Origin of the sequence: Pantoea sp. ARC270 (assembly GCF_003236725.1) — a bacterium.
GTDB classification, from domain to species: Bacteria; Pseudomonadota; Gammaproteobacteria; order Enterobacterales; family Enterobacteriaceae; genus Pantoea; species Pantoea anthophila.
On sequence record NZ_PUGA01000005.1, the window covers coordinates 51,627 to 76,509 of the forward strand.

Genomic DNA, 24,883 nt, shown 5'->3' on the forward strand with positions numbered 1-24,883 from the left:
GCATAGGCTTTATAAGGTGCGGTTTAGGCACACTGCGGACAATCATCATGACTGACATCCCTTTCTGGCAACATAAACGCCTGGCACAAATGAGCGATGAGGAATGGGAATCCTTATGTGATGGATGCGGCCAGTGCTGCCTGAACAAGTTGCAGGACGCCGACACGGATGAGATCTATTTCACTAACGTCGCCTGCAACCAGCTCAATATCAAAACCTGCCAGTGCCGCAACTATGAGCGGCGCTTCGAGTTAGAAGAGGATTGCATCAAGCTGACGCGTGAAAACCTGACCACCTTCAACTGGCTGCCGCGCACCTGCGCCTACCGGTTGCTGGGCGAGGGCAAGGGCTTACCGGCCTGGCATCCGCTGCGCGCCGGTTCGAAAGCGCAGATGCACGCACAGCGTATTTCGGTGCGCTACATTGCGGTTCGCGAGAGTGAAGTGCGGGACTGGGAAGATCACATCATTGATCGGCCCGATCGCAACGGCTGAGTGCCGCCGTCGCGGACAGATGTAAAAAAGGCTGCCACGGGCAGCCTTTTTTCTGTTCAGCGACCAAACAGGTCGCGCCGTTTTGCTTTGAAAGGCTGGGCAATCAGCACCAGCACCGCCACCAGCAGATAAGCGGCAAATACTCCAATCATCCATTGCGGCATACTGAGCGTCAGAAAGGTCCAGCTGCGCTCGGCGCAGTCACCGCTGGCGAGAAACACCGACGGCAGCCACTTATCCAGCGGCAGACCGCTGGGGAAGCGGGCGGCAAAGTCACAGGTGGTAAAGGGGTTAGGGTGCAGCTGAATCATGGTGTGTTCCCAGGAGAGACGCAGACCTTCCCAGGCACTGTAGATCCATAACGCCAGCGCCGCCAGACGCAACGGCGATTTTGGCGCAATCGCGCCGACCAGACCCGCGCCCATCACACCAAACAGCGCGTTGCGCTCGTAGATACACATGACGCAGGGCTTCAGGCCCATCACATGCTGAAACCATAATGCCGTGAGCTCCAGCGCCAGCGCAGTCAGTGCCAGTAATAACCAGGCTCCGCGGCCCCGGGAACAGTGATTCAGATATCGCAACATATTGCATTCCCTGTAAACGTTAATGCCACGCAGTGTAAACCAAAAGCGGGGGCAAACCAGCCCGGGCCAGCGAAAAATCGTATCCGGACATGACCTCAGACTGATCCAGAACAGGTTATGTGAAAATAAGCCGCGTGTTTTGCGATTATGGGGCGTCTGGCATTTTGCTGCGCAATCAGCTTTACTCCGTTAGCCCCCAGGAGCACCGGAGAGGCAACCTGAAATATGCGCTGCGCCCGGTTTTAATGGTTGCGCAGGCTATATCCGCTATAGGGCGTCTGGTATGATGAGTGCCCATCACGATTAGAAAAGCAACGAGAACACATTGCTATGGTTATAAAGGCGCAGAGTCCAGCGGGATTTGCTGAAGAGTACATTATTGAAAGCATCTGGAACAGCCGCTTTCCCCCGGGGTCGATTCTTCCTGCTGAGCGTGAGCTTTCTGAATTGATCGGGGTGACACGTACGACCCTGCGTGAAGTGCTGCAGCGCCTGGCGCGTGATGGCTGGCTGACGATTCAGCACGGTAAACCGACCCGGGTGAACGATTTCTGGGAGACCTCTGGCCTGAATATCCTCGAAACCCTGGCGCGTCTCGACCACGACAGCGTGCCGGTGCTGATCGACAACCTGCTGTCAGTGCGCAGCAATATCTCTTCCATCTTTATCAGCCGTGCACTGCGTCATCATCCTGACAAGGCGCGTGAGGTGCTGGAGACGGTCGATGCGACGGCCGACCAGGCGGATGCCTATACCGAACTCGACTATCGCGTCTTCCGCGGTCTGGCATTTGCTTCAGGCAACCCGATTTATGGTCTGATCCTCAACGGCCTGAAAGGGCTCTACACCCGCGTGGGACGTCACTACTTCTCAAATCCCGAAGCCCGTCAGGTGGCGCGTGATTTTTATCTGACGCTGCTGGCGCTGTGTGACACATCGCCGGGACAGGATGAGATTGTGGAGGTGGTGCGCAACTACGGTCGCCGCAGCGGTGAAATCTGGCACAGCATGCAGAAGAATCTGCCTGACGATCTCGGCAATAAACGATAAAAAAACCGGACATCGCGTCCGGTTTTTTATGCGGTCAGAGTGAGGTATTTCGCGGCGGGTTGCGGTCCAGCAGCTCAACGCTGCCATCCTCATTCTGTTGCTCCAGAATCACATCAAATCCCCACAGCCGATGCACGTGCTTCAGCACTTCTCGGCGGCTCTTGTCCAGCGGCGTGCGGCTCTGCGGTACATAGCGCAGGGTCAGCGAACGGTCACCGCGCAGATCGACATTATAAACCTGAATATTGGGTTCGAGATTGCTCAGATTGTACTGGGCGGAGAGCTGCTGGCGAATCGCCCGATAGCCGGCCTCATCGTGAATGGCGGCGATTTCGAGATAGTTGTTGCGGTCATCATCCAGCACGGTAAACAGCCGGAAGTCGCGCATCACCTTCGGCGACAGGAACTGGCTGATGAAGCTCTCATCCTTAAACTCACGCATCGCAAAATGGAGCGTATCCAGCCAGTCAGAACCCGCAATATCCGGGAACCAGTAGCGATCCTCTTCGGTAGGGGACTGACAGATACGCTTGATATCCTGCATCATCGCGAAGCCCAGAGCATAGGGGTTAATGCCGTTATACCACTGGCTGTTGTAGGGCGGCTGATAGACCACATTGGTATGGCTGTGCAGAAACTCCATCATGAAGCGTTCCGACACTTTACCTTCGTCATAGAGGTGATTAAGGATGGTGTAGTGCCAGAAGGTTGCCCAGCCCTCATTCATCACCTGAGTCTGCTTCTGCGGATAGAAATACTGGCTCACCTTGCGCACAATGCGCAGGATCTCACGCTGCCACGGCTCCAGCAGCGGCGCATTCTTCTCCATGAAATAGAGCAGGTTCTCCTGCGGCTCAGAAGGGTAGCGTGCGGCTTCGAACGTGACTGCCTCTTTTTCACGCCGCGGCAGCGTGCGCCAGAGCGTGTTCACCTGACTCTGCAGATACTCCTCCCGGCTTTTCTGGCGGGCTTTCTCCTCCTGCAGGGAGATCTTCTGCGGGCGTTTATAGCGATCCACGCCATAATTCATTAAGGCGTGGCAGGAGTCGAGCAGCCGCTCCACCTCTTCAACGCCATAGCGCTCTTCGCAGTCACTGATATAGTTTTTGGCAAACAGCAGGTAATCGACAATCGATCCGGCATCCGTCCAGCTACGGAACAGGTAGTTATTTTTGAAGAAAGAGTTATGACCATAGCAGGCATGTGCCATCACCAGCGCCTGCATGGTCATGGTGTTCTCTTCCATCAGGTAGGCGATGCAGGGATTGGAGTTGATGACAATCTCATAGGCCAGGCCCTGCTGACCGTGCTTATAGCGCTGCTCGGTTTCGATAAACTTTTTGCCGAATGACCAGTGTGAATAGTTGATTGGCATGCCGACGCTGGAATAGGCATCCATCATCTGTTCAGAGGTAATCACTTCGATTTGGTGCGGGTAGGTATCCAGACGGTAGAGCTTCGCGACGCGGTCGATCTCCGCTAAGTAGACATCAAGCAGTTCGAATGTCCAGTCTGGTCCGTCATTGAGTCGTTTGCTGTCTCTGATGGCTTCGTCAAAGATTGTCGTCATAGCGCACCTCTTTGTGGCAAACCGGCTGACCCGAAAGACAACCCGTTCTGGTTATTTAAGGCTTCATCCTGAAAAAGGGAACCCGAAAAAAACTGAGCGAACACAACAATGATAGCCCACTGTCGCCTATCCGAAATGCGAACTCAAATGAAATCTTTGGCACAAAATCATTAAGTGTGAGGCAACAGGGAATTTAACCGTTTTTAATTCGAACCATTAGCCAGATGGCAGGATAAAGTCCTGTTTATAAGTGGAATGTATGAGGTTGAATGATTCTCCTGCCATGCGCAGATTTAACTGCCTTTGTTGTCATTTATTTCTGCTTTTAAGGAATAAGGCGCATAAAGCGCTGAAATTCATCGTGCAGCAAGATTTTAGTTACCTGAAAAGTGAAAAAGATGTGAAATGGATGCTGTGATTTCGGGGTGGTGTCCGCTGCGGTGATCCGCTGACTATCATCTTCTGAACAGTGAATTATGCTTTTAGACGTTGGATGGGGAAACTATGCACGTAGTGATTCTTGGAAGTGGGGTTGTCGGCGTAGCCAGTGCCTGGTATCTGGCGCGAGCCGGACATCAGGTCACCGTCATCGATCGTCAGCCTGCCGCGGCGATGGAAACCAGCGCGGGCAATGCCGGTCAGATCTCGCCAGGTTATGCCGCCCCCTGGGCCGCGCCAGGCGTGCCGCTGAAAGCGGTAAAGTGGATGTTCCAGCGCCACGCGCCGCTGGCTATCCGGCTGGATGGCAGCAGCTTTCAGCTGGAGTGGATGTGGCACATGCTGCGCAACTGCGACATCAACCACTATCAGCAGAATAAAAGCCGCATGGTGCGGATTGCCGAATACAGCCGGGACTGCCTGAAAGCGCTGCGGAGTGAAACCGGCATCGCCTATGAAGGTCGTCAGGGCGGAACGCTGCAGCTGTTCCGCACCCAGCAACAGTTTGACAGCGCCAGCAAGGATATTGCGGTGCTGCGTGACGCGGGGGTGCCTTATGAACTGCTGCAGGCCGATGAGCTGTCACGCGTGGAACCTGCACTGGCGGCAACCCGGCATAAACTCACCGGTGGATTACGTCTCCCCAACGATGAAACCGGCGACTGTCAGCTCTTTACCCAGCGGCTGGCAAAGATGGCCGAAGAGGCGGGCGTGGTATTCCGCTTCAACACCCCGGTCGATCATCTGCTGCGCGATGGAAATCGCATTTATGGCGTGAAGTGCGGTGATGAGATCATCAAAGCAGACAGCTATGTGGTGGCCTTTGGCTCTTACTCCACGGCGCTGCTGAAGAACGTTCTGAGCATCCCGGTTTATCCGCTCAAGGGTTATTCACTCACCATTCCGATTAAGAATCCCGACGCCGCACCGGTTTCCACCATCCTCGATGAAACCTACAAGGTGGCGGTGACCCGGTTTGACGATCGTATCCGCGTTGGCGGGATGGCAGAGATTGTTGGTTTTAACACCAAACTGACCGAAGCGCGGCGGGAAACGCTGGAGATGGTGGTCAGTGATCTCTATCCTGAAGGCGGTCATCTTGCACAGGCGAGTTTCTGGACCGGTTTACGTCCGATGACGCCAGACGGTACGCCAATTGTCGGCGCCACCCCCATCTCTAATCTCTGGCTCAACACCGGTCACGGAACGCTGGGGTGGACGATGGCGTGTGGTTCAGGACAGTTACTGGCCGATCTGATCTCCGGTAAAACGCCGGCGATTGCGGCGGATGACTTAGCGGTATTCCGCTACTTACCTGGTTTCGCGGCGACCTCATCGCCGCTGCGTAACGCCAGCGCAACTCGTTAAGTATTCAGGGAGAGAGAGGATGTCACGTCCGATTGTCGCGACCATCAACCCGGAGGCGTTACGTCATAACCTGACTATCGTGCGCCAGGCCGCCCCCGCATCCCGCGTCTGGTCAGTGGTTAAAGCCAATGCTTACGGCCACGGTATTGATCGGGTACGCGAGCCGCTGTCTGACACCGATGGCTTCGCGCTGCTCAATATGGAAGAGGCGATCCTGCTGCGCGAGCGCGGCTGGAACAAACCGATTCTGCTGCTGGAAGGCTTTTTCAGGCCGGAAGATTTGCAGCTGATCGACCGCTATCGCCTGACCACCAGCGTTCACAGTAACTGGCAGATCAAAGCGCTGGCGAACGCCAGACTCTCAGCGCCGGTGGATATCTATCTAAAGGTCAACAGCGGGATGAACCGGCTTGGTTTTCGGCCGGAACAGGTCAGCGGGGCCTGGCAGAGCCTGCGTGCGCTGAGCAACACGGGCGAGATGACGCTGATGGCGCATTTTGCCGATGCCGAAAACCCCGAGGGACTGATTGCGCCCATGCAGCGCATTGAGCAGGCGGCAGAAGGACTCAACTGTCCGCGGTCGCTCTCCAACTCCGCCTGTACGCTGTGGCATCCCGAAGCGCATTTCGACTGGGTTCGCCCGGGTATCGTGCTCTATGGTGCGTCACCCAGCGGCGACTGGCAGGATATCGCGGGCAGCGGCCTGAAACCGGTGATGACGTTAAGCAGTGAGATTATCGCCGTGCAGCAGCTGCAGGCAGGCGACGGGGTCGGCTACGGCTACCGCTATCATGCCAGCGCCGCGCAGCGGATTGGCGTGGTCGCCTGTGGTTATGCCGACGGCTATCCACGGCATGCCCCGACCGGCACCCCCGTCTGCGTTGACGGCGTGATGACTCAGGTCGTCGGCGCGGTGTCGATGGATATGATTACGGTGGATCTGACCCCCTGTCCCCAAGCGGGAATCGGCTCAGCGGTGGAGCTGTGGGGCGAGCAGGTGAAAATCGATCAGGTGGCGAAAGCAGCCGGAACGGTAGGGTACGAGCTGATGTGCGCGCTGGCACCCCGTGTTCCGGTCACTCTCAGCTAAGCGCGGTCAGACTGCCGCGCATTTTTCTGCTGCAGCGCCAGGCGATAAAGGCCAGCGCTGCACCCAGCAGCATCATCAGACTCAGTGACAGCTTCTCCGCCACCGGCAGTGTGACAACAATCAGGCTGCCTGCGGCACCGCCCGCCATCTGAATAAATCCCTGTAACGCCGACGCCACACCCGCCTGCTGCTGGTAAGGCTCCAGCGCATAGCTGGTGGCCGGGCCGACGGTGAAGGCCAGACCGGCAACAGAAACCGCCACCGGGAACATGTAGAGCGCCCAGTGCGTCTGCATCGCCGCCGGGAAGATCTGCATCCCGGCAACCAGCAGCACCGCGCCCAGCAGCATGGTGAAGAATCCCATCGCCAGGCAGAAAGGCCGGCCCGCCTTGCGAATCGCTTTATTGACGAACATGCTGACAAACATGATCCAGAAACCATTTGCGCCAAAAGCAAAGGAGAACTGGATCGGCGTCAGCCCGCCTTCGGTCATCAGCACCTGAGGTGCCAGCGATACGTAGGTCAGCACCATGCCCAGTGCACCGGCATTGGCGAACGCAAACGCCAGAAAGCGTGGCTGACGCAGGATGGCGGCGTACTGCTTCACCGGTAAGCCTTTTACCCGCAGGGTATCTGCCGGACGCGTCTCGGGCAGGCCGATCAGCACCAGCAGCGTAATCACCACACCATAGGCGCAGAGGAACCAGAAGGGCGCGCGCCAGCCGAAGGCGCTGGCCAGCAGGCCGCCCAGCAGCGGGGCCAGCGCCGGGACAATGTTCAGTGCGCCATTCAGAAAGCCGTAAGCGCGGGCAGCGGCATCGCCACTGAGGCGGTCACGCACGCCGCTGAAGGCGACGACCGCGCTGCAGCAGACGCCGCAGCCCTGCACCAGACGGGCAATCACGAACAGCGGGAAGGAGGTGGCGGTGGCGGCAATCACGCTGCCGGCGATGTAGAGCGCCAGCCCCAGCAGAGCGATGGGCTTACGGCCATAATTGTCCACCAGCGGCCCGGTCACCAGCTGTCCCAGCCCCATCACCAGCAGAAAGAGAGGAATGGTGGTCTGCACCAGACTGACCGGGGTATTCAGCCCTTCAGCAATCTGCGGCAGCGTGGGCAAATAGAGGTCAATGCCTAAGGGTGCCAGCAGCACCAGGCTCAATAACAATAAAGTAAATTTTTGCATAACAACCAGAGGGTAAACGTTCTGTTAAAAAACGAGCCGAAGAGGGTAATGATTCAGAGGGGAAAAAGAAAGCGTAAGCTGTGCGGAAAGTGCGATGCCTGCTTTTTACAGGCATCGCGGCTTTAACTCAGTAAGCGCCGTCGCGACGTAACACGACGCCTGCGGTTTTGAACAGAATGGCAATATCGGTCCAGAGTGCCCAGTTTTTCACATACCAGGAGTCAAAGTAGACGCGGGTATCGTAGTCGATATCGTTGCGTCCGCTGACCTGCCACAGGCCGGTCATGCCGGGCTTGGCCATCAGGTAGTAATCCACATCGCCGGCGTAACGCTCCAGCTCCGCCTCAATCACCGGGCGCGGGCCGACCAGGCTCATCTCACCGCGGATCACGTTCCACAGCTGCGGTAACTCGTCGAGGCTGGTTTTACGCAGGAAGCCACCGATACGGGTAATGCGCGGGTCATTCTTCAGTTTGAAATCTTTGTCCCACTCCATTCGGGCTTCTTCACTGGTCGCCAGCAGCTTCTCCAGCACCTCTTTAGAGTTGGTCACCATGGAACGGAATTTCAGACATTTGAATTTTTTGCCATCCTGACCCACACGCTCATGCCCATAAATCGCATTGCCGCCATCGCGCTTCACCATAAAGCAGAGCAGGGCAAAGATCGGGCCGAGGAACAGCAGCAGCATGGAGGCGACGACAATATCAAAGGTCCGCTTCAGGAAGCGCGAAGAGTGCTTCGCCAGGTTGTTGCTGACACGCAGGATCATCACTTCATGACTGAAGATAAAGGACATGTCGGTGCCATAGAGCGGCACGCCGCGCAGCGTCGGGATCACGGAAACCGATCGGCAGTTCATCTTCGACAGGAATTTCAGCCAGCGGTCACGCATCGGCTGCTGCTCATACTCCATGGCCACAATAAACTGCACGTTGTCGCGGTCAATGGTCTGCCAGTTAATGTCTTTCCAGGTGATCACTGGCACGCCATTGACGCTCTGCTGAGAGGGCTCATCGTCGACAGAGATAAAGGCCTGCACGTTGTAGCCCAGGATCTCCTCACTCTGCAGGGCAGCATAAGCTTCGGTAGCGTTGCGGCCGGAGCCGATGATGATGGTCTCTTTCTGCCACTGGCCCGCCCGGTTAATGGCGCGTTTGACCAGCGTTCGCATCAGCGGCAGCAGCAGCAGGGCATATGTCCAGCTGAAAACCCACACCATGCGGGAGAAGTCCCATTTCGAAAACGCGATCAGCGCGAGGTCGAGCAGTGAGAAAACAAACAGCGTTTTTACAATCTCCTTCAGCTCGAACCAGAAGGGTTTGCGATAGGTGTAGTGACGCAGACGAACCCAGAACCAGCCGGTACACATCACGGACATAATAAACTGCGCCACAAAACGGTATTCGATCTGATGCGGGGGAATAAACGTATCCAGCTCGCCCCAAATACCCTGAATGGTTGCGGCGGATAAAAATAATGCGAGGTTGAGTGCAATCAGATCGGAAAAGCTCAGGGCGAATTTCACGATGATATTTTTACGCGTGCCGCTCCATGAGCGGCTCGGGCTATTCATTATCAATGTACTTGCCATAAAACCTGCTCTCTTTCTTAAGTAAAAGATGGCCTGACCAGAATCAGGGACGCGCTCAGGAGTGAGCCACCGAAAAATTAAAAAATAATTTTCAGTCTGTTGCAGTCAGTAAAGCCAGTACAGCTGCAAAAAAGATGAAGATTAAAGCGTGATGGTACTCACGAAATGTTGCAGCATTGAGAATGAGTATGCAGGAGATATTTGACGGCGTTAATACGGAAAAAATCTGAAAACAACAAAAGTGATTAAAGTTTTAAACGGGTAACGCCATGTAATATAAGGATAAAATAAGCAGGGGTGCAGTTATAACTAAACTGTTTAAGACGCTTTTTAGGAATTACCGCCAAATCTCGCGACTGGCGGTAGTGATAAGGCATCAGGCGGGTCTTTTTAAAATCCAGCGGTCCTGCTCTTTATCATAATGACCAATCTGCAGATCCACCGGTTTTCCATCAATCCACGCCGGTACGCTGGTATCGCGATCCCAGCCGTCGAGTTGAGTAATTAAGCCGGGATTGGTGTGACAGGGAATGCTGACGGTGTCAGGGTGCTCACCGTCAAGATCGGCATCAACAATCTCATAACGACCAATTTTAACCACGTGTCCCATTCATTTCTCCCGTTTTTTCTGGCACAGAGCTGTAAGCTTAGCGTATCAACAGAAAATAACGTGGCTGAATGATTAGGATTATTCCTTCTCTTCTGCCGGCCGGACACCAATTTTCACGATACGATTATCCTCTTTTTCCGCCACGGTCCAGGTCAGCTCATTCCACTCAACCTGATCCCCGACCACGGGCGCGCCCCCCAGCATGCCCAGCATCAGCTGTCCCAGCGACTGCTGATCGTTGGTGCTCTCATCCAGTTCCAGCCCGTAGATCTGCGCGACGTCGCGCAGGCGTGCTTCTGCATCCAGAATAAAGTCACCAAAGAACCGCTGGTCGAGCGAAACTGGCGGCGACTGACTGAACATTTTGCCCAGGGCTGGCAGGTCGCGCTCACGGCCAATCACGCAGATCACATCGTTCTCTCTGAGGCGTGTCCCGCCGTTGGGATGCATCAGCACATTGTCACGAAACAGGGCGGCGATGCGGGTCTCGCGCGGCATCTTCAGATCGCGCAGCGCAGCTCCGATACACCACTTGTCGGCGCTGAGCTGATAAACAAACTGCTCCCACGGATTCTCCGGATGGATATCCAGACCGATACGGCTGATGGGGGAGGCCGTCGGCGGCACCACCACCTTCGCTTTTTTTGCCGCAAAACCCAGCGAGGTACCCTGCAACATCAGCGAGACCAGCACCACAAAGAAGGCGATGTTGAAATAGAGTGAGGCGTTTTCTAATCCGGCCATCATCGGGAACACCGCCAGGATAATCGGCACCGCACCGCGTAACCCGACCCAGCTGATAAAGAAGCGTTCACGGGTGGTAAAACTGCGGAACGGCAGCAGGCCAACAAACACCGACAGGGGGCGCGCCACCAGAATCAGCCACAGTGAGAGGATCATCGCCGGCACGGCGATATGCCACAAGTCGGAAGGGGTGACCAGCAGCCCCAGCACAATGAACATGCCAATCTGGCTCAGCCACGCCATACCATCAAAGGTCTGCAGAATACCGTGGCGGTTGCGGATCGGGCTGTTGCCGAGTAAAAAGCCGCAGAGATAGACCGCCAGGATGCCGCTGCCCTCCAGTACGGTGGTCAGCGCAAACACCAGAATGCCGCCACTCAGCGCCAGCAGTGGATAGAGGCCACCCGCCAGGCTGATGCGGTTAATCAGCTGCTGCAGCGCCCAGCCGCCGCCCAGGCCCAGCACGATCCCCAGGCCGAACTGCTGCACCAGGTGCACCAGAAACATCCAGTCAAGCCCGCTGCGACCCTGTTCGATCATCTCAATCAGGGTGATGGTCAGAAACACCGCCATCGGGTCGTTGCTGCCGGACTCGATTTCCAGTGTCGAGCTGACGCGCTCGTTCAGGCCCTTATCACCCAGCAGGGAGAAGACCGCGGCGGCATCCGTGGAGCCGATAATCGCGCCAATCAGGAATCCCTGCATCATATCCAGCTTAAACAACCAGGCGGCAACCACACCGGTTAAGCCGGCGGTTATCATGACGCCGATGGTGGCCAGCGACAGCGCGGGCCCCAGCGCGACCTTAAACGAGCTGGCTTTGGTGCGCATACCACCATCCAGCAGGATGATTGCCAGCGCCAGGTTGGAAATCAGATAGGCCGCCGGATAGTTATCAAAGGCGATGCCTCCGATACCATCGACCCCGGTCAGCATACCCAGCGCAAGGAAGATGACCAGAATAGGAATGCCCAGCCTGGATGAGAAAGAGCTGAGCAGAATGCTCGATGCGACCAGCACGGAACCGATGATAAACAGACTGTAGACGATAGTGTGGTTCAAACCCGGTCTCCTGAGATATGACGGTGAGATGCCCAAGCGGTGATAAATATCCATGCTATCTCTGAAAGATAATGGTTTATCAAGGAGTTGTCATTGTGAAAATGCACATTATACGAATTGCTTAAACGTATACGGAATCAGATTAATGTGAAGAATGAGGGGGTTGGCAGGCAAGGGGAGGAAAACAGGTTGTTTTAACAGGTTATTCAGCTGATGAAAAAAGCCGGTGGTTAACCGGCTTCGTGTAAAAAAGAGCGTCACTCTGCAATGTCTGCGAATCAGGCTTCCGTGGCCTGTTTGTGAAACAGTGAACGAAACACCGGGTAGATATCTTCCGGTTCACGGATGTGCTCAATCGCAAAGTTGTCGAACATCGCCTGCAGATGCTCATATTCGCGCCACAGCGTCTGATGGGCACGGCGGGTGATTTCGATATAACTGTAATAGCGCACCACCGGCAGAATGTGCTTCGCCAGAATCTCATGACAGAGGGGCGAATCGTCGGCCCAGTTATCGCCATCGGACGCCTGCGCCGCATAGATGTTCCACTGCGCCGGGTCATAGCGATCCTTCACCACCTCATCCATCAGTTTCAGCGCACTGGAGACGATGGTTCCGCCCGTCTCCTGCGAGTAGAAGAACTCCTGCTCATCCACCTCTTTCGCCTGGGTGTGGTGACGGATGTAGACCACATCGACGTTCTTGTAGGTGCGGCTCAGGAACAGGTAGAGCAGGATATAGAAGCGTTTCGCCATATCCTTGGTCGCCTGATCCATGGAGCCGGAGACATCCATCAGACAGAACATCACCGCCTGGCTGGAGGGCTCCGGGCGTTTCTCAAAGTTTTTGTAGCGCAGGTCGAAGGTGTCGATAAAGGGCACCCGCTCAATACGGGCCCGCAATTCGGCAATCTCTTTGCGCAGCCGCTCCTCCTCCAGCAGCTGTGCCGGTTCGGTGTTCTCCACCTGCAGAAGCGTCTCTTCCAGTTCGTGCAGCATCCGGCGTTTGCCCGCCGTCATCGCCGTACGCCGCGCCAGCGAGTTCTGCAGCGAGCGCACCACGCTGATATTGGCGGGTACGCCGTTAGAGGTGAAGCCCGCCCGGTGGGTCTTGTATTCGTTCAGCTGACGATGCTGGTTGCGGCGCAGGTTAGGCAGGGCGAGATCTTCAAACAGCAGGTCAAGATACTCATCTTTCGAGATCTGAAAGACAAACTCATCCTGACCTTCACCATCCTGACTGGCATTGCCCTGACCACTGCCGCCACCGCCTCCACCACCCTGAGGCCGTTCGATGCGGTCATTCTGCACAAAATGGTCGTTACCCGGATGGACCCGATGGCGATTTCCGCCCCGTCCCTGATGGAAGATCGGCTCATTGATGTCGTCAATCGGGATTGAGACAGACTCACCGCTGCTGACGTCGGTCACCGAGCGTTTATTGATGGCCTCGGAGATCGACTGCTTGATTTGTGACTTGTAACGGCGCAAGAAGCGCTGGCGGTTGACCGCGCTCTTGTTTTTGCCGTTCAGCCGGCGATCGATGAAATAGGCCATGGTATTCCCCCAAACTGCATTGTAAGCAGGCCGGGCGAACCCGACCTGTGGTGCCGGTCTGACAACCCGGCATGCTTACAGACTCTTATCAGGACGACTTGCGCACTCGCAGATACCACTCACAGAGCAGGCGAACCTGTTTGCGGGTATAGCCTTTTTCCATCATGCGATCGACAAAATCATCATGCTTTTTCTGCTCATCGGTAGAGGTCTTGGTGTTGAACGAGATGACCGGCAGTAACTCTTCCGTGTTCGAGAACATCTTTTTCTCGATGACGGTGCGTAATTTCTCGTAACTGGTCCAGTTCGGATTACGACCGTTATTGTGTGCCCTGGCACGCAGCACGAAGTTCACGATCTCGTTACGGAAATCTTTCGGGTTACTGATCCCGGCGGGCTTCTCAATCTTCTCCAGCTCCGCGTTGAGCGATTCACGATCGAACAGCTGTCCGGTATCGGGATCGCGGTACTCCTGATCCTGAATCCAGAAGTCGGCGTAAGTAACGTAGCGGTCAAAGATGTTCTGACCATATTCAGAGTAGGATTCCAGATAGGCGGTCTGAATCTCCTTGCCGATGAACTCAGCATACTTAGGAATCAGGTAGCCTTTGAGGTGCTCAAGATACTTCTCAGCCTGCTCCTGCGGGAACTGCTCACGTTCAATCTGCTGCTCCAGCACATAGAAGAGATGGACCGGGTTAGCCGCCACTTCTGTGTGGTCAAAGTTAAACACCCGCGACAGAATCTTAAAGGCAAAGCGGGTCGACAGGCCGTTCATTCCCTCATCCACACCGGCATAGTCGTGATACTCCTGCCACGACTTCGCTTTCGGGTCGGTATCTTTCAGGCTTTCACCATCGTAGACCCGCATTTTGGAGTAGATGCTGGAGTTCTCCGGATCTTTCAGACGCGACAGGATGGAGAAGCGGGCCAGCGTTTCCAGCGTTCCGGGCGCACAGGGCGAGGTGGCCAGCTCACTGTGGTTCAGCAGCTTGTCATAAATCTTGATCTCTTCAGAGACGCGCAGGCAGTAAGGCACCTTAACGATGTAGACACGGTCAAGGAACGCCTCGTTGTTTTTGTTGTTGCGGAAGGTGACCCATTCGGATTCGTTGGAGTGCGCCAGGATGATGCCGTTGAAGGGCAGCGCCGAAATTCCTTCGGTGCCATTGTAGTTCCCCTCCTGGGTGGCGGTCAGTAACGGATGCAGCACCTTGATCGGCGCTTTAAACATCTCCACGAACTCCATAATCCCCTGGTTGGCGCGGCAGAGGGCACCGGAGTAACCATAAGCATCCGGATCGTTCTGCGCGTGGTTCTCCAGTTTACGGATGTCCACTTTACCCACCAGCGCGGAGATATCCTGGTTGTTCTCATCACCCGGCTCGGTTTTCGCGATGGCCAGCTGTTCCAGGATGGATGGCCAGACTTTTACCACCTTAAAGCGGGAGATATCGCCACCGAAATCGTGCAGCCGTTTAGCGGCCCACGGCGACATGATGGTGCCCAGGTAACGACGCGGTACGCCATACTCTTTCTCAAGAATGTGCGCATCTTCCTGCGGGTTAAACAGGCAGAGGGGGTGATCGTTCACCGGACTGCGCTCGCCGTCGGCGCTCAGCACATAGATGGGCACCCGCTGCATCAGCGACTTGAGCCGTTCCGCCAGTGACGATTTACCACCACCGACCGGGCCGAGCAGATAGAGAATCTGTTTCTTCTCTTCCAGTCCCTGGGCGGCATGTTTCAGGTAGGAGACAATCTGTTCAATCGCCTCCTCCATACCGTAGAACTCCTCAAACGCCGGATAGCGTCCCATCACACGATTGGAGAATATTCTGGAAAGGCGTGGCTCCTGAGCAGTGTCGACCATTACCGGCTCTCCGATAGCCATTAACAGTCGTTCTGCAGCGTTGGCGTATGCACTGCGATCCTGCTTACAGATGGCAAGAAATTCCTGCAGTGTGAACTCTTCGTCCTTGGCAGCTTCATAACGCTGACGATAGTGATCGAATATATTCATAGCGATGCCCGTCCTTTCGTTTTTAGCACAGGTAAGGAGCGTAATTAGAGGCTTGTAGCAGCTCCCGGAAGATATTCTCTGTTGAGTACAGCAACCCTTATGCCAACCTGATCTTTTTTATCGGGATACACAACGTTTGTGGTTACTCTGCTCGTCCAAACTCTTTGCTGTTACTTCTAACTGTAGATGGCTTCTAAGAAATTTCCTCCGTGGGTTTGCGTGAATGAGGGGAAGATCAACGGCAATTTTGATTTGTTGTGAGATGGGTTCAACTGACTGAAGCATTAACTTAACGTACTTTTAACCTTTAATGCCACCTGCATCGGTAACTGACTTAAAGGATTTTGATATAAGTTAATCCAGCGGTAAAAAACCGTTAGACTTAGGGTTTGATTGTTATATTTATGGAATGAATAAATTGTGAACCAATTCAAATTTAAGACGCTTGTTGCCCTTCTGCCCTGTTATTTACTCACCGGGCAGGCGAGTGCCGATCCGCTTTCTCTGGGGGCATCGGTCATCTACGCAGAGTCACCGTATCGCGGCGGACAGGACCGGTATCTTCCGGTTCCGGTGATCAACTACGAGGGTGAAAACTTCTGGTTCCGCAGCCTGCAGGGCGGTTACTACCTGTGGAAAGATCCACAGAATCAGCTGTCGCTGACCCTGCTGGGGTCACCGCAAGAGTACAAACCCAGCGACAACGATCTGGGCGATATGAAAGGACTGGATAAGCGCCGCATGACGCTGATGGGCGGTGCCACTTACCGTCACACGGCAGACTGGGGGATTGTCCGCACCGCGTTGCTGGGTGATGTGCTGAACAACAGCAACGGCGTCATCTGGGACCTGACCTATCTCTATCGCTTCCAGATGGGCGACTTCAGCCTGACGCCAGGCATCGGTGCCATGTGGAACAGTGCCAATCAGAACCGTTATTACTACGGTGTCTCCGGTCATGAGAGCGCCCGGACCGGCATCAGTCGTTATAATCCGGATGACAGCTGGTCACCTTATGTTGAGCTGAGCGCCAGCTATCAGATTGACACGCAGTGGAACGTCGGAGTAGTAGGGCGTTACACCCGCTTTGACAGCGAAATCAAAGACAGCCCGATGATTGATAAAAGCGGGCAGGCGACGGTCTGGACCGGCGTCAGCTACAGCTTCTGAGTATGCACTAAAAGAGGGCGTTTACCGCCCTCTGTTCTTTTACAGGGCCCCGTAATGGGGTAAGGGAAGAGAATGCGCAACAGAATGACGTTTGCCGGCCATGCCTCGCTGCCGGTTATCGGTCAGGGTAGCTGGTTTATGGGTGAAAATCCGTCGCAGCGTGCCCGTGAAGTCGCTGCCCTGCAGGCCGGACTCGACTGCGGGTTACGGCTGATTGATACGGCCGAAATGTATGCGGATGGCGGCGCAGAAGAGGTCGTCGGTGAGGCGCTGCGCGGCCGCCGCGATCAGGCCCTGCTGGTCTCCAAAGTCTATCCCTGGAATGCAGGTCACTCGGATGCGATTGAAGCCTGCGAGCGCAGTCTGCGCCGGTTACAGACGGATTACCTCGACCTCTACCTGCTGCACTGGCGCGGAAATATTCCACTGGAAGAGACACTGCGCGCGATGGAAACGCTGCAGCAGCAGGGCAAGATTCGTTTCTGGGGGGTGTCAAACTTCGATACAGATGACATGGCCGAACTGTGGGATGAACCCAATGGGGAACACTGTGCGACCAATCAGGTTCTCTACCATCTGGCGTCACGCGGTATTGAGTTTGATCTGTTGCCAGCCTGTCAGCAGCGTGGCGTGCCGGTGATGGCCTACTGTCCCCTGGCGCAGGCGGGTCGGCTGCGGGATACGCTCTTTACCGATCCTCTGCTGACTCAGATTGCACAGCAGAAGGGCATCAGCGTGGCGCAGCTTCTGCTGGCGTGGGTGATTCGTCAGCCTGGCGTGATCGCTATCCCTAAAGCCAGCTCTGTGGCCCACGTGCAGGAGAATGCTGCGGCGCTGGAGGTGGTGCTGACCGACGAAGAGCTTCAGCTTATCGATCGCGCCTGGCCTGCACCGCAGCATAAATTACCGCTGGATATCGTTTAGCCGATAGCCTTGTCGCTGGCGGCGGCTTTCTTTTTCAGACGGAACGTCGTGGCCAGCCGTGCCGGTTTCTCGCCCGCACTGCGTAGCGGTTTACTGATGCGCGCGGTTTCCACGCAGACCATCGTTTTATAACCCTCATTCGCCATATCGGCCATGCTACAGGAGAGTTCTACGCCGGGGTTCCAGGTGACAACGTCACTATGATGGTGATGATAAACCTCGACCTGACGCTGACCCGCTGTGTCATGAATCACCGAGCAATCTTCCGGCGCGGTGAAGATGCGGTCGATGCGGCCTGGATAACGCTGTCTGCCGTCGCTGCTGCCGGTCTCGCCGTTGTTCACTTTATCGATATAGCTGTTGCCGAGACCGGAGACCTCTACACCGCTGATATCGCTCACGCTGAAGTAGCTGTGCAGCGCCGCCGTGGCCTCATAATCACCATAGGCTTCCAGCTCAATCTCGCAATGCTCACCCAGACGGAAGCGGGCAATCAGGGTGAACTCATGTGGCCAGAGTTTCAGCGTCTGGGGATTGCTCTCCAGCACCAGCGTCAGCATCACCCCCTCGTCATTTTCGTCATGCGCGGTCAGCTTCCACGGCTGAACCCGGGCAAAACCGTGTGCCGGTTCACCAGCGGGGCCAAACCAGGGCCAGCAGATCGGCACGCCGCCGCGAATGGCTTTACCCGGTGAGAAGAGGCTCTTATCACTCAGCCAGAGCACCGGCTTTTCACCGCTGGGTTGCCAGGCGATCAGATGTGCGCCCTGCAGCGTAATTGCCGCCCGGACTTTAGGATGGCTGACGACAATGGTCGGCAATTCACCCACCTGGCGCTGCGAGAGGTAAGGGGAGATCTGCGTGACTACCGGCAGAGAAAACAGTTTGTCTTGCATGTTCGATTCCTTCCTGTGCGGATCAAAAAAAGGGCGACCGAAGTCGCCCTTATTCTCAATGATGTCTGGCTGCCTTATTTAGCAGAAACCAGTGCAATCAGGTCGAGAACTTTGTTTGAGTAGCCAGTTTCGTTGTCATACCAGGAAACCAGTTTCACAAAGTTGTCGTTCAGCGCGATACCCGCTTTAGCGTCAAACACGGAAGTCAGGACTTCGCCGTTGAAGTCGGTAGAAACCACGTCATCTTCAACGTAGCCCAGAACGTCTTTCATCTCGCCTTCTGCAGCAGCTTTAATTGCAGCACAGATTTCTTTGTAAGATGCCGCTTTTTCCAGACGCACGGTCAGGTCAACAACGGAAACGTTAGGGGTTGGAACGCGGAACGCCATACCGGTCAGTTTGCCGTTCAGCTCTGGCAGAACTTTACCAACGGCTTTCGCTGCGCCGGTTGATGAAGGGATGATGTTCTGCGATGCGCCGCGGCCGCCGCGCCAGTCTTTGTGAGACGGGCCATCAACGGTTTTCTGCGTAGCAGTGGTCGCGTGAACGGTGGTCATCAGGCCTTCAACGATACCAAACTTGTCGTTGATAACTTTTGCCAGCGGAGCCAGGCAGTTAGTGGTGCAGGATGCGTTAGAAACGATATCCTGGCCTTCATATTTGTCGAAGTTTGCACCACGAACAAACATTGGGGTGTCATCTTTAGATGGACCGGTCAGAACGACTTTCTTAGCACCTGCGGTGATGTGTTTGCGTGCGGTTTCGTCGGTCAGGAAGATACCGGTTGCTTCTGCAACAACGTCAACGCCTGCTTCATCCCACTTCAGGTTAGCCGGGTCACGCTCAGCAGTAACACGGATTTTTTTACCGTTTACGATCAGTGCGCCATCCTGAACCTCTACGGTGCCGTCGAAACGACCGTGAGTAGAGTCATACTTCAGCATGTACGCCATGTAATCCGCGTCCAGCAGGTCGTTGATAGCAACGATTTCGATGTCAGAACGCTTCTGTGCAGCACGGAAAACGATGCGACCGATACGGCCGAAACCGTTGATACCTACTTTGATAGTCATATATTCCACCAGCTATTTGTTAGTGAATAAAAGGTTGCCTGTAAAATTACAAAAACCTTACCAGGCGTCAAGCGGAATCGTGTCAATTGTTGCGACAAATCAATTCGCCTGAGAGGAATTATTCGGTGCGCAACCGCTTGCGCGCCGCCAATGATATCGCGCTTCATTGAATCAATCGCCGAATATATAGGGATGCTCCGGATAAAAGGTGATCGAAGTCACAAATCCGCTTTGCGAAGGGCAGAGTGAAAGGGTGAGCACAAAAAAAGACCCGGGTTATGTTGATCATTTGTTAGAATAATAGACGAAATTTTCAGAATGGCACTGCCCGGAATCCTAAAATGGCTAAAGAGACCGCACCCGAAGCAAAAATTGCGCAGCTGACTGAAATGCAGCGCTACGTTACTCAGCATCGCGGAACGGAACCGCCTTACAGCGGCGCCCTGTTGCACAACAAGCAGGAGGGCATCTATCACTGTCTGGTGTGTGAAGCGCCCCTTTTTCTGTCAGAAACCAAATATGACTCAGGCTGTGGCTGGCCTAGCTTCTATCAGCCGGTCAGTGATGAGGCGATTCGCTATATCGAAGACAACTCTCACGGTATGCAGCGTGTGGAGATCCGCTGCGGCAGCTGTGACGCGCACCTCGGGCATGTTTTCCCGGATGGTCCGCAGCCTACCGGCGAACGCTACTGTGTAAACTCCGCCTCGCTGAATTTCACCGATGAGCAGGGCGAACAGACCAGAGGGTAAGGGCGATGAAGGAACAACTGGAAGCCATGCTGGCGTCAATGACGCCGGAAGTCTATCAGCGTCTGGCAACGGCGGTGGAGATCGGTAAGTGGCCGGACGGCGTGGCCCTGACCCAGGAGCAGCGTGACAACTGCCTGCAGCTGGTCATGATGTGGCAGGCGAGACACAACGATGCGCCGCAGCACATGACCATCGGCAAAGGGGGGGAGATGGTGATGAAGTCAAAAAAAGAGCTGAAGGAAGAGTTCGGTATTGAATCGGACGTGACCCGTATTCATCTGCACTAAAAAAAGCTGGCGTCCTGCCAGCTCTGTTTTAAATCAGAACCGCGCCCTGCGCGGTCATCTGCGCAAAGGCGATCTCGCTGTCTTCAGGATTCAGATTCACGCCGCGGCAGCCCTCTTTGACCACCTCAACGTGATAACCCAGCTCCAGTGCATCCAGCACGCTGTATTTAACGCAGTAGTCGGTCGCCAGCCCGAGCATCACCAGATGAGTGATGCCACGCTCGCGCAGCCAGCTGTCCAGCTCGGTTTTACGGCGATGACCATTGTCAAAAAAGGCGCTGTAACTGTCGACATCCTGGTCCTGACCCTTGTGGAAGGTTGCATCGAACAGCGAACGATCCAGGCCGGGGTGAAAGTCTGCACCGGCCGAGCCCTGTATGCCGTGATCCGGCCACCAGATCTGTGCCAGACCGTTCAGCTCACCCAGCGTATAGACCGGCTCACCGGAGACCGAGGCGAAACTGCCATGGTCGGCCGGATGCCAGTCCTGCAGGGCCAGCACGCATTCCCCGTTCTCGCGAAAGGCTCGCGCATAGCGATTTGCCACGTCGACCGTCTGGTCTCCCTCATGGACTGCCATCGGGCCGCCGGGGCAAAAATCGTTCTGTATATCAATAATGATGAGTGCCCGCTTCATTCTGATTCGCTCCGTAGTCAGTCTTCGGTCAGTTCGCCGCGCAGATTCTGCTGCATCCGGGCGCGGATTTGATCGGCAGAGAGATCCTGGCTGAGTAAAAAGTGTAGTTTGGTCAGTGCCGCTTCCACGGTCAGATCCGATCCGCTGATCACGCCCGCGTGTTCCAGCGCATTGCCGGTGGCGTAGCCGCCCATATTGACCTTGCCTGAAATACACTGGGTGAGGTTCACCACGACGATGCCACGTTCGCTGGCCTGTTGCAGTTCAGCCAGAAACTCTTTGTTCTGTGGCGCATTACCTACGCCATAGGAGCGGAGGATCAGCGCTTTCACCGGCTGACGCAGGAAGTTACGCACCACATCCGCAGAGATACCCGGATAGATAGTGACCACGCCAATCGGCTGCGGGATAATGGTGTGAACTTTCAGCTCACCCTGACCGGCAGGGGCCGGCGGCGTGTTGAGGCGGCGGATATGAATACCCGCTTCCAGCAACGCCGGAAGGTTAGGCGAGGCAAAGGCGTTAAAGCCATCGGCATGCGCCTTGGTGGTCCGGTTACCGCGATAGAGCGTGTTGTTGAAAAACAGCGACACTTCGCTAATCGGATAGTTGGCCGCCACATAAAGGGAGTTCAGCAGATTCTGCTGACCGTCCGAGCGTAATTCCGCTAGCGGAATCTGCGAGCCGGTGACGATAACCGGCTTGGCCAGATTCTCCAGCATAAATGAGAGCGCGGAGGCGGTGAAGGCCATGGTGTCTGTACCATGCAGGATCACAAAGCCGTCATAGCGATCGTAGTTCTGGCGGATATCTTCAGCGATAGACTGCCAGTCCTCCGGCGTCATGTCAGAGGAGTCGATCAGCGGCTGATATTCGTGAATCGTGAAATCAGGCATTTCAGGGCGGTGGAACTCCGGCATGTCTGCCAGCTGTTGTTGCAGGTGGCCGGAAACCGGAATATAGCCCTGCGCCGAACGCTGCATACCGATTGTCCCGCCCGTGTAGGCTACATAGATATTTTTCTTTTGCATGAAAACACTCAGACTTGCCGTAAAACGCGCAGTATAAGGGGAATAGCGGGGAAAAGCAGCCCGACCAGCGGCCGGGCTGCGAGGTTTATCGCACTTCGCCGCAGTTGAGGCAGAATGCGTAACGGTTTTGCGGATCGTTGAGATGGTCCAGCAGACCCGGCTGGGCTTTCATCGCACTCATCACATCCAGCATGGGGGCGGGCAGCCAGGCCTTAAGCGTGGCAGGCAGCACGGCCTGCACTGAGGCATTCATCTGACCCAGGATCAGATCCAGGAAGCCGGGCTCATCCTGATACCAGCTTAGCTGCGGCTTGCTGACTTTGGCCAGCTCACCCGCTTTCTTCACCGCATCGTCAAAGTCACCCAGCGCATCCACCAGACCATTGGCTTTCGCATCGCTGCCGGTCCAGACGTGGCCCTGAGCAATCGCATCGATCTGTTCCGGCGTTTTATGGCGGGACTTCGCCACCAGGCCAACGAAGTTGCGGTAGCCATTTTCGATGGTCAGCTGCATCAGCTGCTGCACTTCAGCAGGCAGCGCCTTGGTGGTGGAAATATCCGCCAGCGGCGAGGTTGCGACACCATCGGTGTGAACCCCGATGCTGTCCAGGCTGTTTTCCAGGGTATTGATGACCCCGAAGATGCCAATCGAGCCGGTGAGCGTGCTGGGGTTCGCCACGATATAACTGGCAGGCGTTGAGATCCAGTAGCCGCCGGATGCGGCCATACCGCCCATCGAAACCACAATCGGTTTGCCCGCTGCCTGCGCCGCCGCCAGCTCTTCGCGAATCGCTTCAGAGGCGGTGACGCTGCCACCCGGGCTGTTCACCCGCAGAATAATCGCTTTGATTTTGGGATCGAGACGCGCATCGCGGATCTGCGCCGCCGTGGTGTCGCCACCGACGTTGCCCGGTGTCTCTTCACCATCCATGATGGCACCGCTGGCCAGCACCACGGCGATGTTGCCATCCTGCTGTGCTGAGGCGGACTTCACGCTGTAGTCATAGATGCTGACGCTGCGGTAATCGTTCGTCTGCTTATCCAGACCAAAGGTTTTTACCAGCTCCTGATCGGCCGCCGCGCGCGAGTCCAGAACATCGACCAGCTTGTTATCCAGCGCATATTGCGCGGTGTCACCTTTGACTGCATTCAACCCGGCAATAATCGCCGCCGCACCCGGGAACAGCTGTTCCGGCGTAATCTGACGATTCGCCGACACGGTGTTCAGGTAGTTCTGCCACAGCTGACCAATCCAGCGGCTGTCTGCGTCACGGGCGGCAGGGGACATATCATCACGCAGGAAAGGTTCGACCGCCGATTTGTAGGTGCCGACGCGGAAAACGTGCGAGGTCACTTTCAGCTTCTCCAGCAGGGTTTTGTAATAAAGCCCGTTGGTGGCTAAACCGTGCAGATCCACGGTGCCCTGCGGTGAGAGATAGATTCTGGTGGCGTAGCTGGCAAGGTAGTACTGCGCCTGGCTGTAGCTGTCGCCCAGAGCATAAATCGGCTTGCCGCTGTCACGAAATTCCCGCAGCGCTTTACCCACATATTGCAGTGACGGCTGATCGCCGCCCGCAAACTCACGTAAATCGAGCACCATCCCTTTGATGTTGCTGTCATCTTTCGCCTGGCGAATGGCATCGACCACATCAAACAGTGAGTTTTCCTGCAAACGGTCGCTGCTGGCGCCCAGTAACTGACGGCCAATTTTGCTGAGGCGGTTGCTCACTGAGGGTTTATCGACCAGCACACCGCTGAGATCGACTTTCAGTGCACCCTGCTGAATGGGGGCTGAACTGCTGCCTGAGCCACTGACCTGCAGCCAGATCCCTACACCCACCACAATCAACAAAATCAGGAAAATATTCAGAATGAATTCCCTGATAAAATTTAATACCCGCCAGCTCCAGCGGAACAGACCTGCGATTATTCGCCACAATGTGCGCATCAGACTCTCCATAAATATGTAGCAGGAAGTGGCCGCCGCGCGGCCCCGGCTTCCCCGACGAGCTCATCCTAAAGAGCGCCGTGTTAAAAGTCAGCAGGAAATCACCGCGCACTGTTACAAAAAATCTGGCTGTGCCAGGATGAAGGCAACAATACAGAGATCGGGAGAGAAACATGGACGCCCTTGAATTACTGGTAAATCGTCGTTCGGCCTCACGCCTGAGTGAACCTGCCCCGGCGGGTGAGATCCTTGAAAATATCCTGCGGGCGGGCATGCGCGCCCCGGATCATGGCACCCTGCAACCCTGGCGGTTCGTCATTGTGGAAAAAGAGGGGCGCGACCGGATGAGCCAGCTGCTGGAGCGGGCGGCACGGGAAAAACAGCTGGATGAAAAGGCGATTAACAAAGCAAGTCAGTCGCCGTTTCGCGCTCCGATGATCATCACGGTGGTGGCCCACTGCGAGGAGCATCATAAAGTGCCGCGCTGGGAGCAGATTGCCTCAGCCAGCTGTGCGGTCATGGCAATGCAGATGGCCGCCGTCGCGCAGGGTTACAACGGCATCTGGCGCAGCGGTCCCTGGACCGATGACGAGCAGGTGCGGCAGGCATTTGGCTGCCGGGAGCAGGATGCCATTGTCGGCTTCCTCTATCTGGGCACGCCACAACTGAAATCGGGCACCACGGTTCTCCCGCCTGACACCACGCCTTTCGTGCGTTATTTCTGATCCTCTTTATCCGCTGGCAGCAGGGCGTTCTGAGCCCTGCTTTTTGCACGGTTCCTGTGCGAACGATC

At 55.7% G+C, this 24,883-nt stretch carries 22 protein-coding genes; 9 read left to right on the forward strand and 13 right to left on the reverse strand.

Going from position 1 to position 24,883, the window contains the following annotated elements; all coding sequences use genetic code 11:
• The first annotated feature begins 47 nt into the window (after positions 1 to 47).
• Positions 48 to 494, forward strand: coding sequence for a YcgN family cysteine cluster protein (locus tag CKF42_RS03705; RefSeq protein ID WP_111207569.1), 447 nt, complete (start codon positions 48 to 50; stop codon positions 492 to 494).
• Between the two features lie 56 nt (positions 495 to 550).
• Here CKF42_RS03705 and dsbB read toward each other — a convergent pair whose 3' ends face one another.
• Positions 551 to 1,081, reverse strand: a complete 531-nt coding sequence (dsbB, locus tag CKF42_RS03710) for a disulfide bond formation protein DsbB (RefSeq protein WP_009089859.1) — start codon at positions 1,079 to 1,081, stop codon at positions 551 to 553.
• 330 nt (positions 1,082 to 1,411) lie between these two features.
• On the opposite strand from dsbB, the gene fadR reads away from it, so the two are divergent.
• Positions 1,412 to 2,131 carry a fatty acid metabolism transcriptional regulator FadR gene (gene fadR, locus CKF42_RS03715; protein ID WP_009089861.1) on the forward strand — a complete coding sequence of 240 codons (720 nt, stop codon included), beginning with the start codon at positions 1,412 to 1,414 and terminating at the stop codon, positions 2,129 to 2,131.
• 34 nt (positions 2,132 to 2,165) lie between these two features.
• Here the strand turns inward: fadR and CKF42_RS03720 are convergent, their stop codons facing one another.
• Positions 2,166 to 3,701: a SpoVR family protein gene (locus CKF42_RS03720; RefSeq protein WP_009089862.1), complete on the reverse strand. Its 1,536-nt coding sequence runs from the start codon at positions 3,699 to 3,701 to the stop codon at positions 2,166 to 2,168.
• A gap of 504 nt (positions 3,702 to 4,205) precedes the next feature.
• On the opposite strand from CKF42_RS03720, the gene CKF42_RS03725 reads away from it, so the two are divergent.
• Together CKF42_RS03725 and dadX are read left to right on the forward strand one after the other, a co-directional pair.
• Positions 4,206 to 5,507, forward strand: coding sequence for a D-amino acid dehydrogenase (locus tag CKF42_RS03725; RefSeq protein ID WP_009089864.1), 1,302 nt, complete (start codon positions 4,206 to 4,208; stop codon positions 5,505 to 5,507).
• A 19-nt stretch (positions 5,508 to 5,526) separates the two neighbouring features.
• Positions 5,527 to 6,597 carry a catabolic alanine racemase DadX gene (gene dadX, locus CKF42_RS03730; protein ID WP_111207570.1) on the forward strand — a complete coding sequence of 357 codons (1,071 nt, stop codon included), beginning with the start codon at positions 5,527 to 5,529 and terminating at the stop codon, positions 6,595 to 6,597.
• On the opposite strand, the gene CKF42_RS03735 is transcribed toward dadX, so the two are convergent.
• The 6 genes from CKF42_RS03735 to yeaG form a co-directional block, all read right to left on the reverse strand.
• Positions 6,590 to 7,783, reverse strand: a complete 1,194-nt coding sequence (locus tag CKF42_RS03735; RefSeq protein WP_111207571.1) for a multidrug effflux MFS transporter — start codon at positions 7,781 to 7,783, stop codon at positions 6,590 to 6,592. The two genes, dadX and CKF42_RS03735, sit on opposite strands and share 8 nt — an antisense overlap.
• Positions 7,784 to 7,910: 127 nt before the next feature.
• Positions 7,911 to 9,377, reverse strand: a complete 1,467-nt coding sequence (gene wbaP / locus CKF42_RS03740; RefSeq protein ID WP_033736229.1) for an undecaprenyl-phosphate galactose phosphotransferase WbaP — start codon at positions 9,375 to 9,377, stop codon at positions 7,911 to 7,913.
• A 376-nt stretch (positions 9,378 to 9,753) separates the two neighbouring features.
• Positions 9,754 to 9,987: a DUF1480 family protein gene (locus CKF42_RS03745; RefSeq protein WP_009089872.1), complete on the reverse strand. Its 234-nt coding sequence runs from the start codon at positions 9,985 to 9,987 to the stop codon at positions 9,754 to 9,756.
• A 78-nt stretch (positions 9,988 to 10,065) separates the two neighbouring features.
• Positions 10,066 to 11,793, reverse strand: coding sequence for a potassium/proton antiporter (locus CKF42_RS03750; protein ID WP_009089874.1), 1,728 nt, complete (start codon positions 11,791 to 11,793; stop codon positions 10,066 to 10,068).
• Between the two features lie 278 nt (positions 11,794 to 12,071).
• The gene (locus tag CKF42_RS03755) at positions 12,072 to 13,349 is read right to left on the reverse strand and encodes a YeaH/YhbH family protein (protein WP_111207572.1); all 1,278 of its coding nucleotides are present in this window, start codon (positions 13,347 to 13,349) and stop codon (positions 12,072 to 12,074) included.
• Between the two features lie 88 nt (positions 13,350 to 13,437).
• Complete coding sequence (gene yeaG, locus CKF42_RS03760) at positions 13,438 to 15,372, reverse strand: protein kinase YeaG (RefSeq protein WP_009089877.1); 1,935 nt, start codon at positions 15,370 to 15,372, stop codon at positions 13,438 to 13,440.
• 420 nt (positions 15,373 to 15,792) lie between these two features.
• Here yeaG and CKF42_RS03765 point away from each other — a divergent pair, with 420 nt between their 5' ends.
• Positions 15,793 to 16,542: a MipA/OmpV family protein gene (locus CKF42_RS03765; protein ID WP_009089879.1), complete on the forward strand. Its 750-nt coding sequence runs from the start codon at positions 15,793 to 15,795 to the stop codon at positions 16,540 to 16,542.
• 72 nt (positions 16,543 to 16,614) lie between these two features.
• Positions 16,615 to 17,466, forward strand: coding sequence for an aldo/keto reductase (locus CKF42_RS03770; protein ID WP_111207573.1), 852 nt, complete (start codon positions 16,615 to 16,617; stop codon positions 17,464 to 17,466).
• Here CKF42_RS03770 and CKF42_RS03775 read toward each other — a convergent pair.
• Both CKF42_RS03775 and gapA read right to left on the reverse strand, forming a co-directional pair.
• Positions 17,463 to 18,362, reverse strand: coding sequence for a D-hexose-6-phosphate mutarotase (locus tag CKF42_RS03775; RefSeq protein WP_046101934.1), 900 nt, complete (start codon positions 18,360 to 18,362; stop codon positions 17,463 to 17,465). The two genes, CKF42_RS03770 and CKF42_RS03775, sit on opposite strands and share 4 nt — an antisense overlap.
• 74 nt (positions 18,363 to 18,436) lie before the next feature.
• Positions 18,437 to 19,435 carry a glyceraldehyde-3-phosphate dehydrogenase gene (gapA, locus tag CKF42_RS03780; RefSeq protein WP_046101933.1) on the reverse strand — a complete coding sequence of 333 codons (999 nt, stop codon included), beginning with the start codon at positions 19,433 to 19,435 and terminating at the stop codon, positions 18,437 to 18,439.
• 341 nt (positions 19,436 to 19,776) lie between these two features.
• Between gapA and msrB the strand changes: the two genes are divergently transcribed.
• Both msrB and CKF42_RS03790 read left to right on the forward strand, forming a co-directional pair.
• Complete coding sequence (gene msrB, locus CKF42_RS03785; RefSeq protein ID WP_046101932.1) at positions 19,777 to 20,187, forward strand: peptide-methionine (R)-S-oxide reductase MsrB; 411 nt, start codon at positions 19,777 to 19,779, stop codon at positions 20,185 to 20,187.
• Positions 20,188 to 20,192: 5 nt separating this feature from the next.
• Entirely contained in the window at positions 20,193 to 20,474 is a 282-nt protein-coding gene (locus CKF42_RS03790; RefSeq protein ID WP_009089887.1) for a YeaC family protein, read from the forward strand.
• Between the two features lie 28 nt (positions 20,475 to 20,502).
• On the opposite strand, the gene pncA is transcribed toward CKF42_RS03790, so the two are convergent.
• The 3 genes from pncA to sppA all read right to left on the reverse strand — a co-directional run bounded on the left by pncA (position 20,503) and on the right by sppA (position 24,090).
• Positions 20,503 to 21,111 (reverse strand): bifunctional nicotinamidase/pyrazinamidase, encoded by a 609-nt coding sequence (gene pncA / locus CKF42_RS03795; RefSeq protein WP_058957288.1) that lies wholly within the window; start codon positions 21,109 to 21,111, stop codon positions 20,503 to 20,505.
• A gap of 17 nt (positions 21,112 to 21,128) precedes the next feature.
• A complete protein-coding gene (ansA, locus tag CKF42_RS03800; protein ID WP_111207574.1) occupies positions 21,129 to 22,142 on the reverse strand; it encodes an asparaginase in 1,014 nt (337 codons plus the stop codon).
• An 85-nt stretch (positions 22,143 to 22,227) separates the two neighbouring features.
• Entirely contained in the window at positions 22,228 to 24,090 is a 1,863-nt protein-coding gene (gene sppA / locus CKF42_RS03805) for a signal peptide peptidase SppA (RefSeq protein WP_058957287.1), read from the reverse strand.
• A gap of 173 nt (positions 24,091 to 24,263) precedes the next feature.
• Between sppA and CKF42_RS03810 the strand changes: the two genes are divergently transcribed.
• Positions 24,264 to 24,815 (forward strand): NAD(P)H nitroreductase, encoded by a 552-nt coding sequence (locus CKF42_RS03810; RefSeq protein WP_058957286.1) that lies wholly within the window; start codon positions 24,264 to 24,266, stop codon positions 24,813 to 24,815.
• The last annotated feature ends 68 nt before the right edge of the window (positions 24,816 to 24,883 follow it).

What these genes read in the sequence shown, in the direction of transcription:
- sppA (WP_058957287.1), bottom strand. Translation starts at nt 24,090, where the DNA reads ATGCGCACATTGTGGCGAATAATCGCAGGTCTGTTCCGCTGGAGCTGG.
- yeaG (WP_009089877.1), bottom strand. Translation starts at nt 15,372, where the DNA reads ATGAATATATTCGATCACTATCGTCAGCGTTATGAAGCTGCCAAGGAC.
- wbaP (WP_033736229.1), bottom strand. Translation starts at nt 9,377, where the DNA reads ATGGCAAGTACATTGATAATGAATAGCCCGAGCCGCTCATGGAGCGGC.
- CKF42_RS03775 (WP_046101934.1), bottom strand. Translation starts at nt 18,362, where the DNA reads ATGCAAGACAAACTGTTTTCTCTGCCGGTAGTCACGCAGATCTCCCCT.
- CKF42_RS03725 (WP_009089864.1), top strand. Translation starts at nt 4,206, where the DNA reads ATGCACGTAGTGATTCTTGGAAGTGGGGTTGTCGGCGTAGCCAGTGCC.
- CKF42_RS03770 (WP_111207573.1), top strand. Translation starts at nt 16,615, where the DNA reads ATGCGCAACAGAATGACGTTTGCCGGCCATGCCTCGCTGCCGGTTATC.
- CKF42_RS03735 (WP_111207571.1), bottom strand. Translation starts at nt 7,783, where the DNA reads ATGCAAAAATTTACTTTATTGTTATTGAGCCTGGTGCTGCTGGCACCC.
- CKF42_RS03720 (WP_009089862.1), bottom strand. Translation starts at nt 3,701, where the DNA reads ATGACGACAATCTTTGACGAAGCCATCAGAGACAGCAAACGACTCAAT.
- dadX (WP_111207570.1), top strand. Translation starts at nt 5,527, where the DNA reads ATGTCACGTCCGATTGTCGCGACCATCAACCCGGAGGCGTTACGTCAT.
- ansA (WP_111207574.1), bottom strand. Translation starts at nt 22,142, where the DNA reads ATGCAAAAGAAAAATATCTATGTAGCCTACACGGGCGGGACAATCGGT.
- CKF42_RS03790 (WP_009089887.1), top strand. Translation starts at nt 20,193, where the DNA reads ATGAAGGAACAACTGGAAGCCATGCTGGCGTCAATGACGCCGGAAGTC.
- CKF42_RS03745 (WP_009089872.1), bottom strand. Translation starts at nt 9,987, where the DNA reads ATGGGACACGTGGTTAAAATTGGTCGTTATGAGATTGTTGATGCCGAT.
- CKF42_RS03705 (WP_111207569.1), top strand. Translation starts at nt 48, where the DNA reads ATGACTGACATCCCTTTCTGGCAACATAAACGCCTGGCACAAATGAGC.
- CKF42_RS03755 (WP_111207572.1), bottom strand. Translation starts at nt 13,349, where the DNA reads ATGGCCTATTTCATCGATCGCCGGCTGAACGGCAAAAACAAGAGCGCG.
- dsbB (WP_009089859.1), bottom strand. Translation starts at nt 1,081, where the DNA reads ATGTTGCGATATCTGAATCACTGTTCCCGGGGCCGCGGAGCCTGGTTA.
- gapA (WP_046101933.1), bottom strand. Translation starts at nt 19,435, where the DNA reads ATGACTATCAAAGTAGGTATCAACGGTTTCGGCCGTATCGGTCGCATC.
- fadR (WP_009089861.1), top strand. Translation starts at nt 1,412, where the DNA reads ATGGTTATAAAGGCGCAGAGTCCAGCGGGATTTGCTGAAGAGTACATT.
- CKF42_RS03810 (WP_058957286.1), top strand. Translation starts at nt 24,264, where the DNA reads ATGGACGCCCTTGAATTACTGGTAAATCGTCGTTCGGCCTCACGCCTG.
- pncA (WP_058957288.1), bottom strand. Translation starts at nt 21,111, where the DNA reads ATGAAGCGGGCACTCATCATTATTGATATACAGAACGATTTTTGCCCC.
- msrB (WP_046101932.1), top strand. Translation starts at nt 19,777, where the DNA reads ATGGCTAAAGAGACCGCACCCGAAGCAAAAATTGCGCAGCTGACTGAA.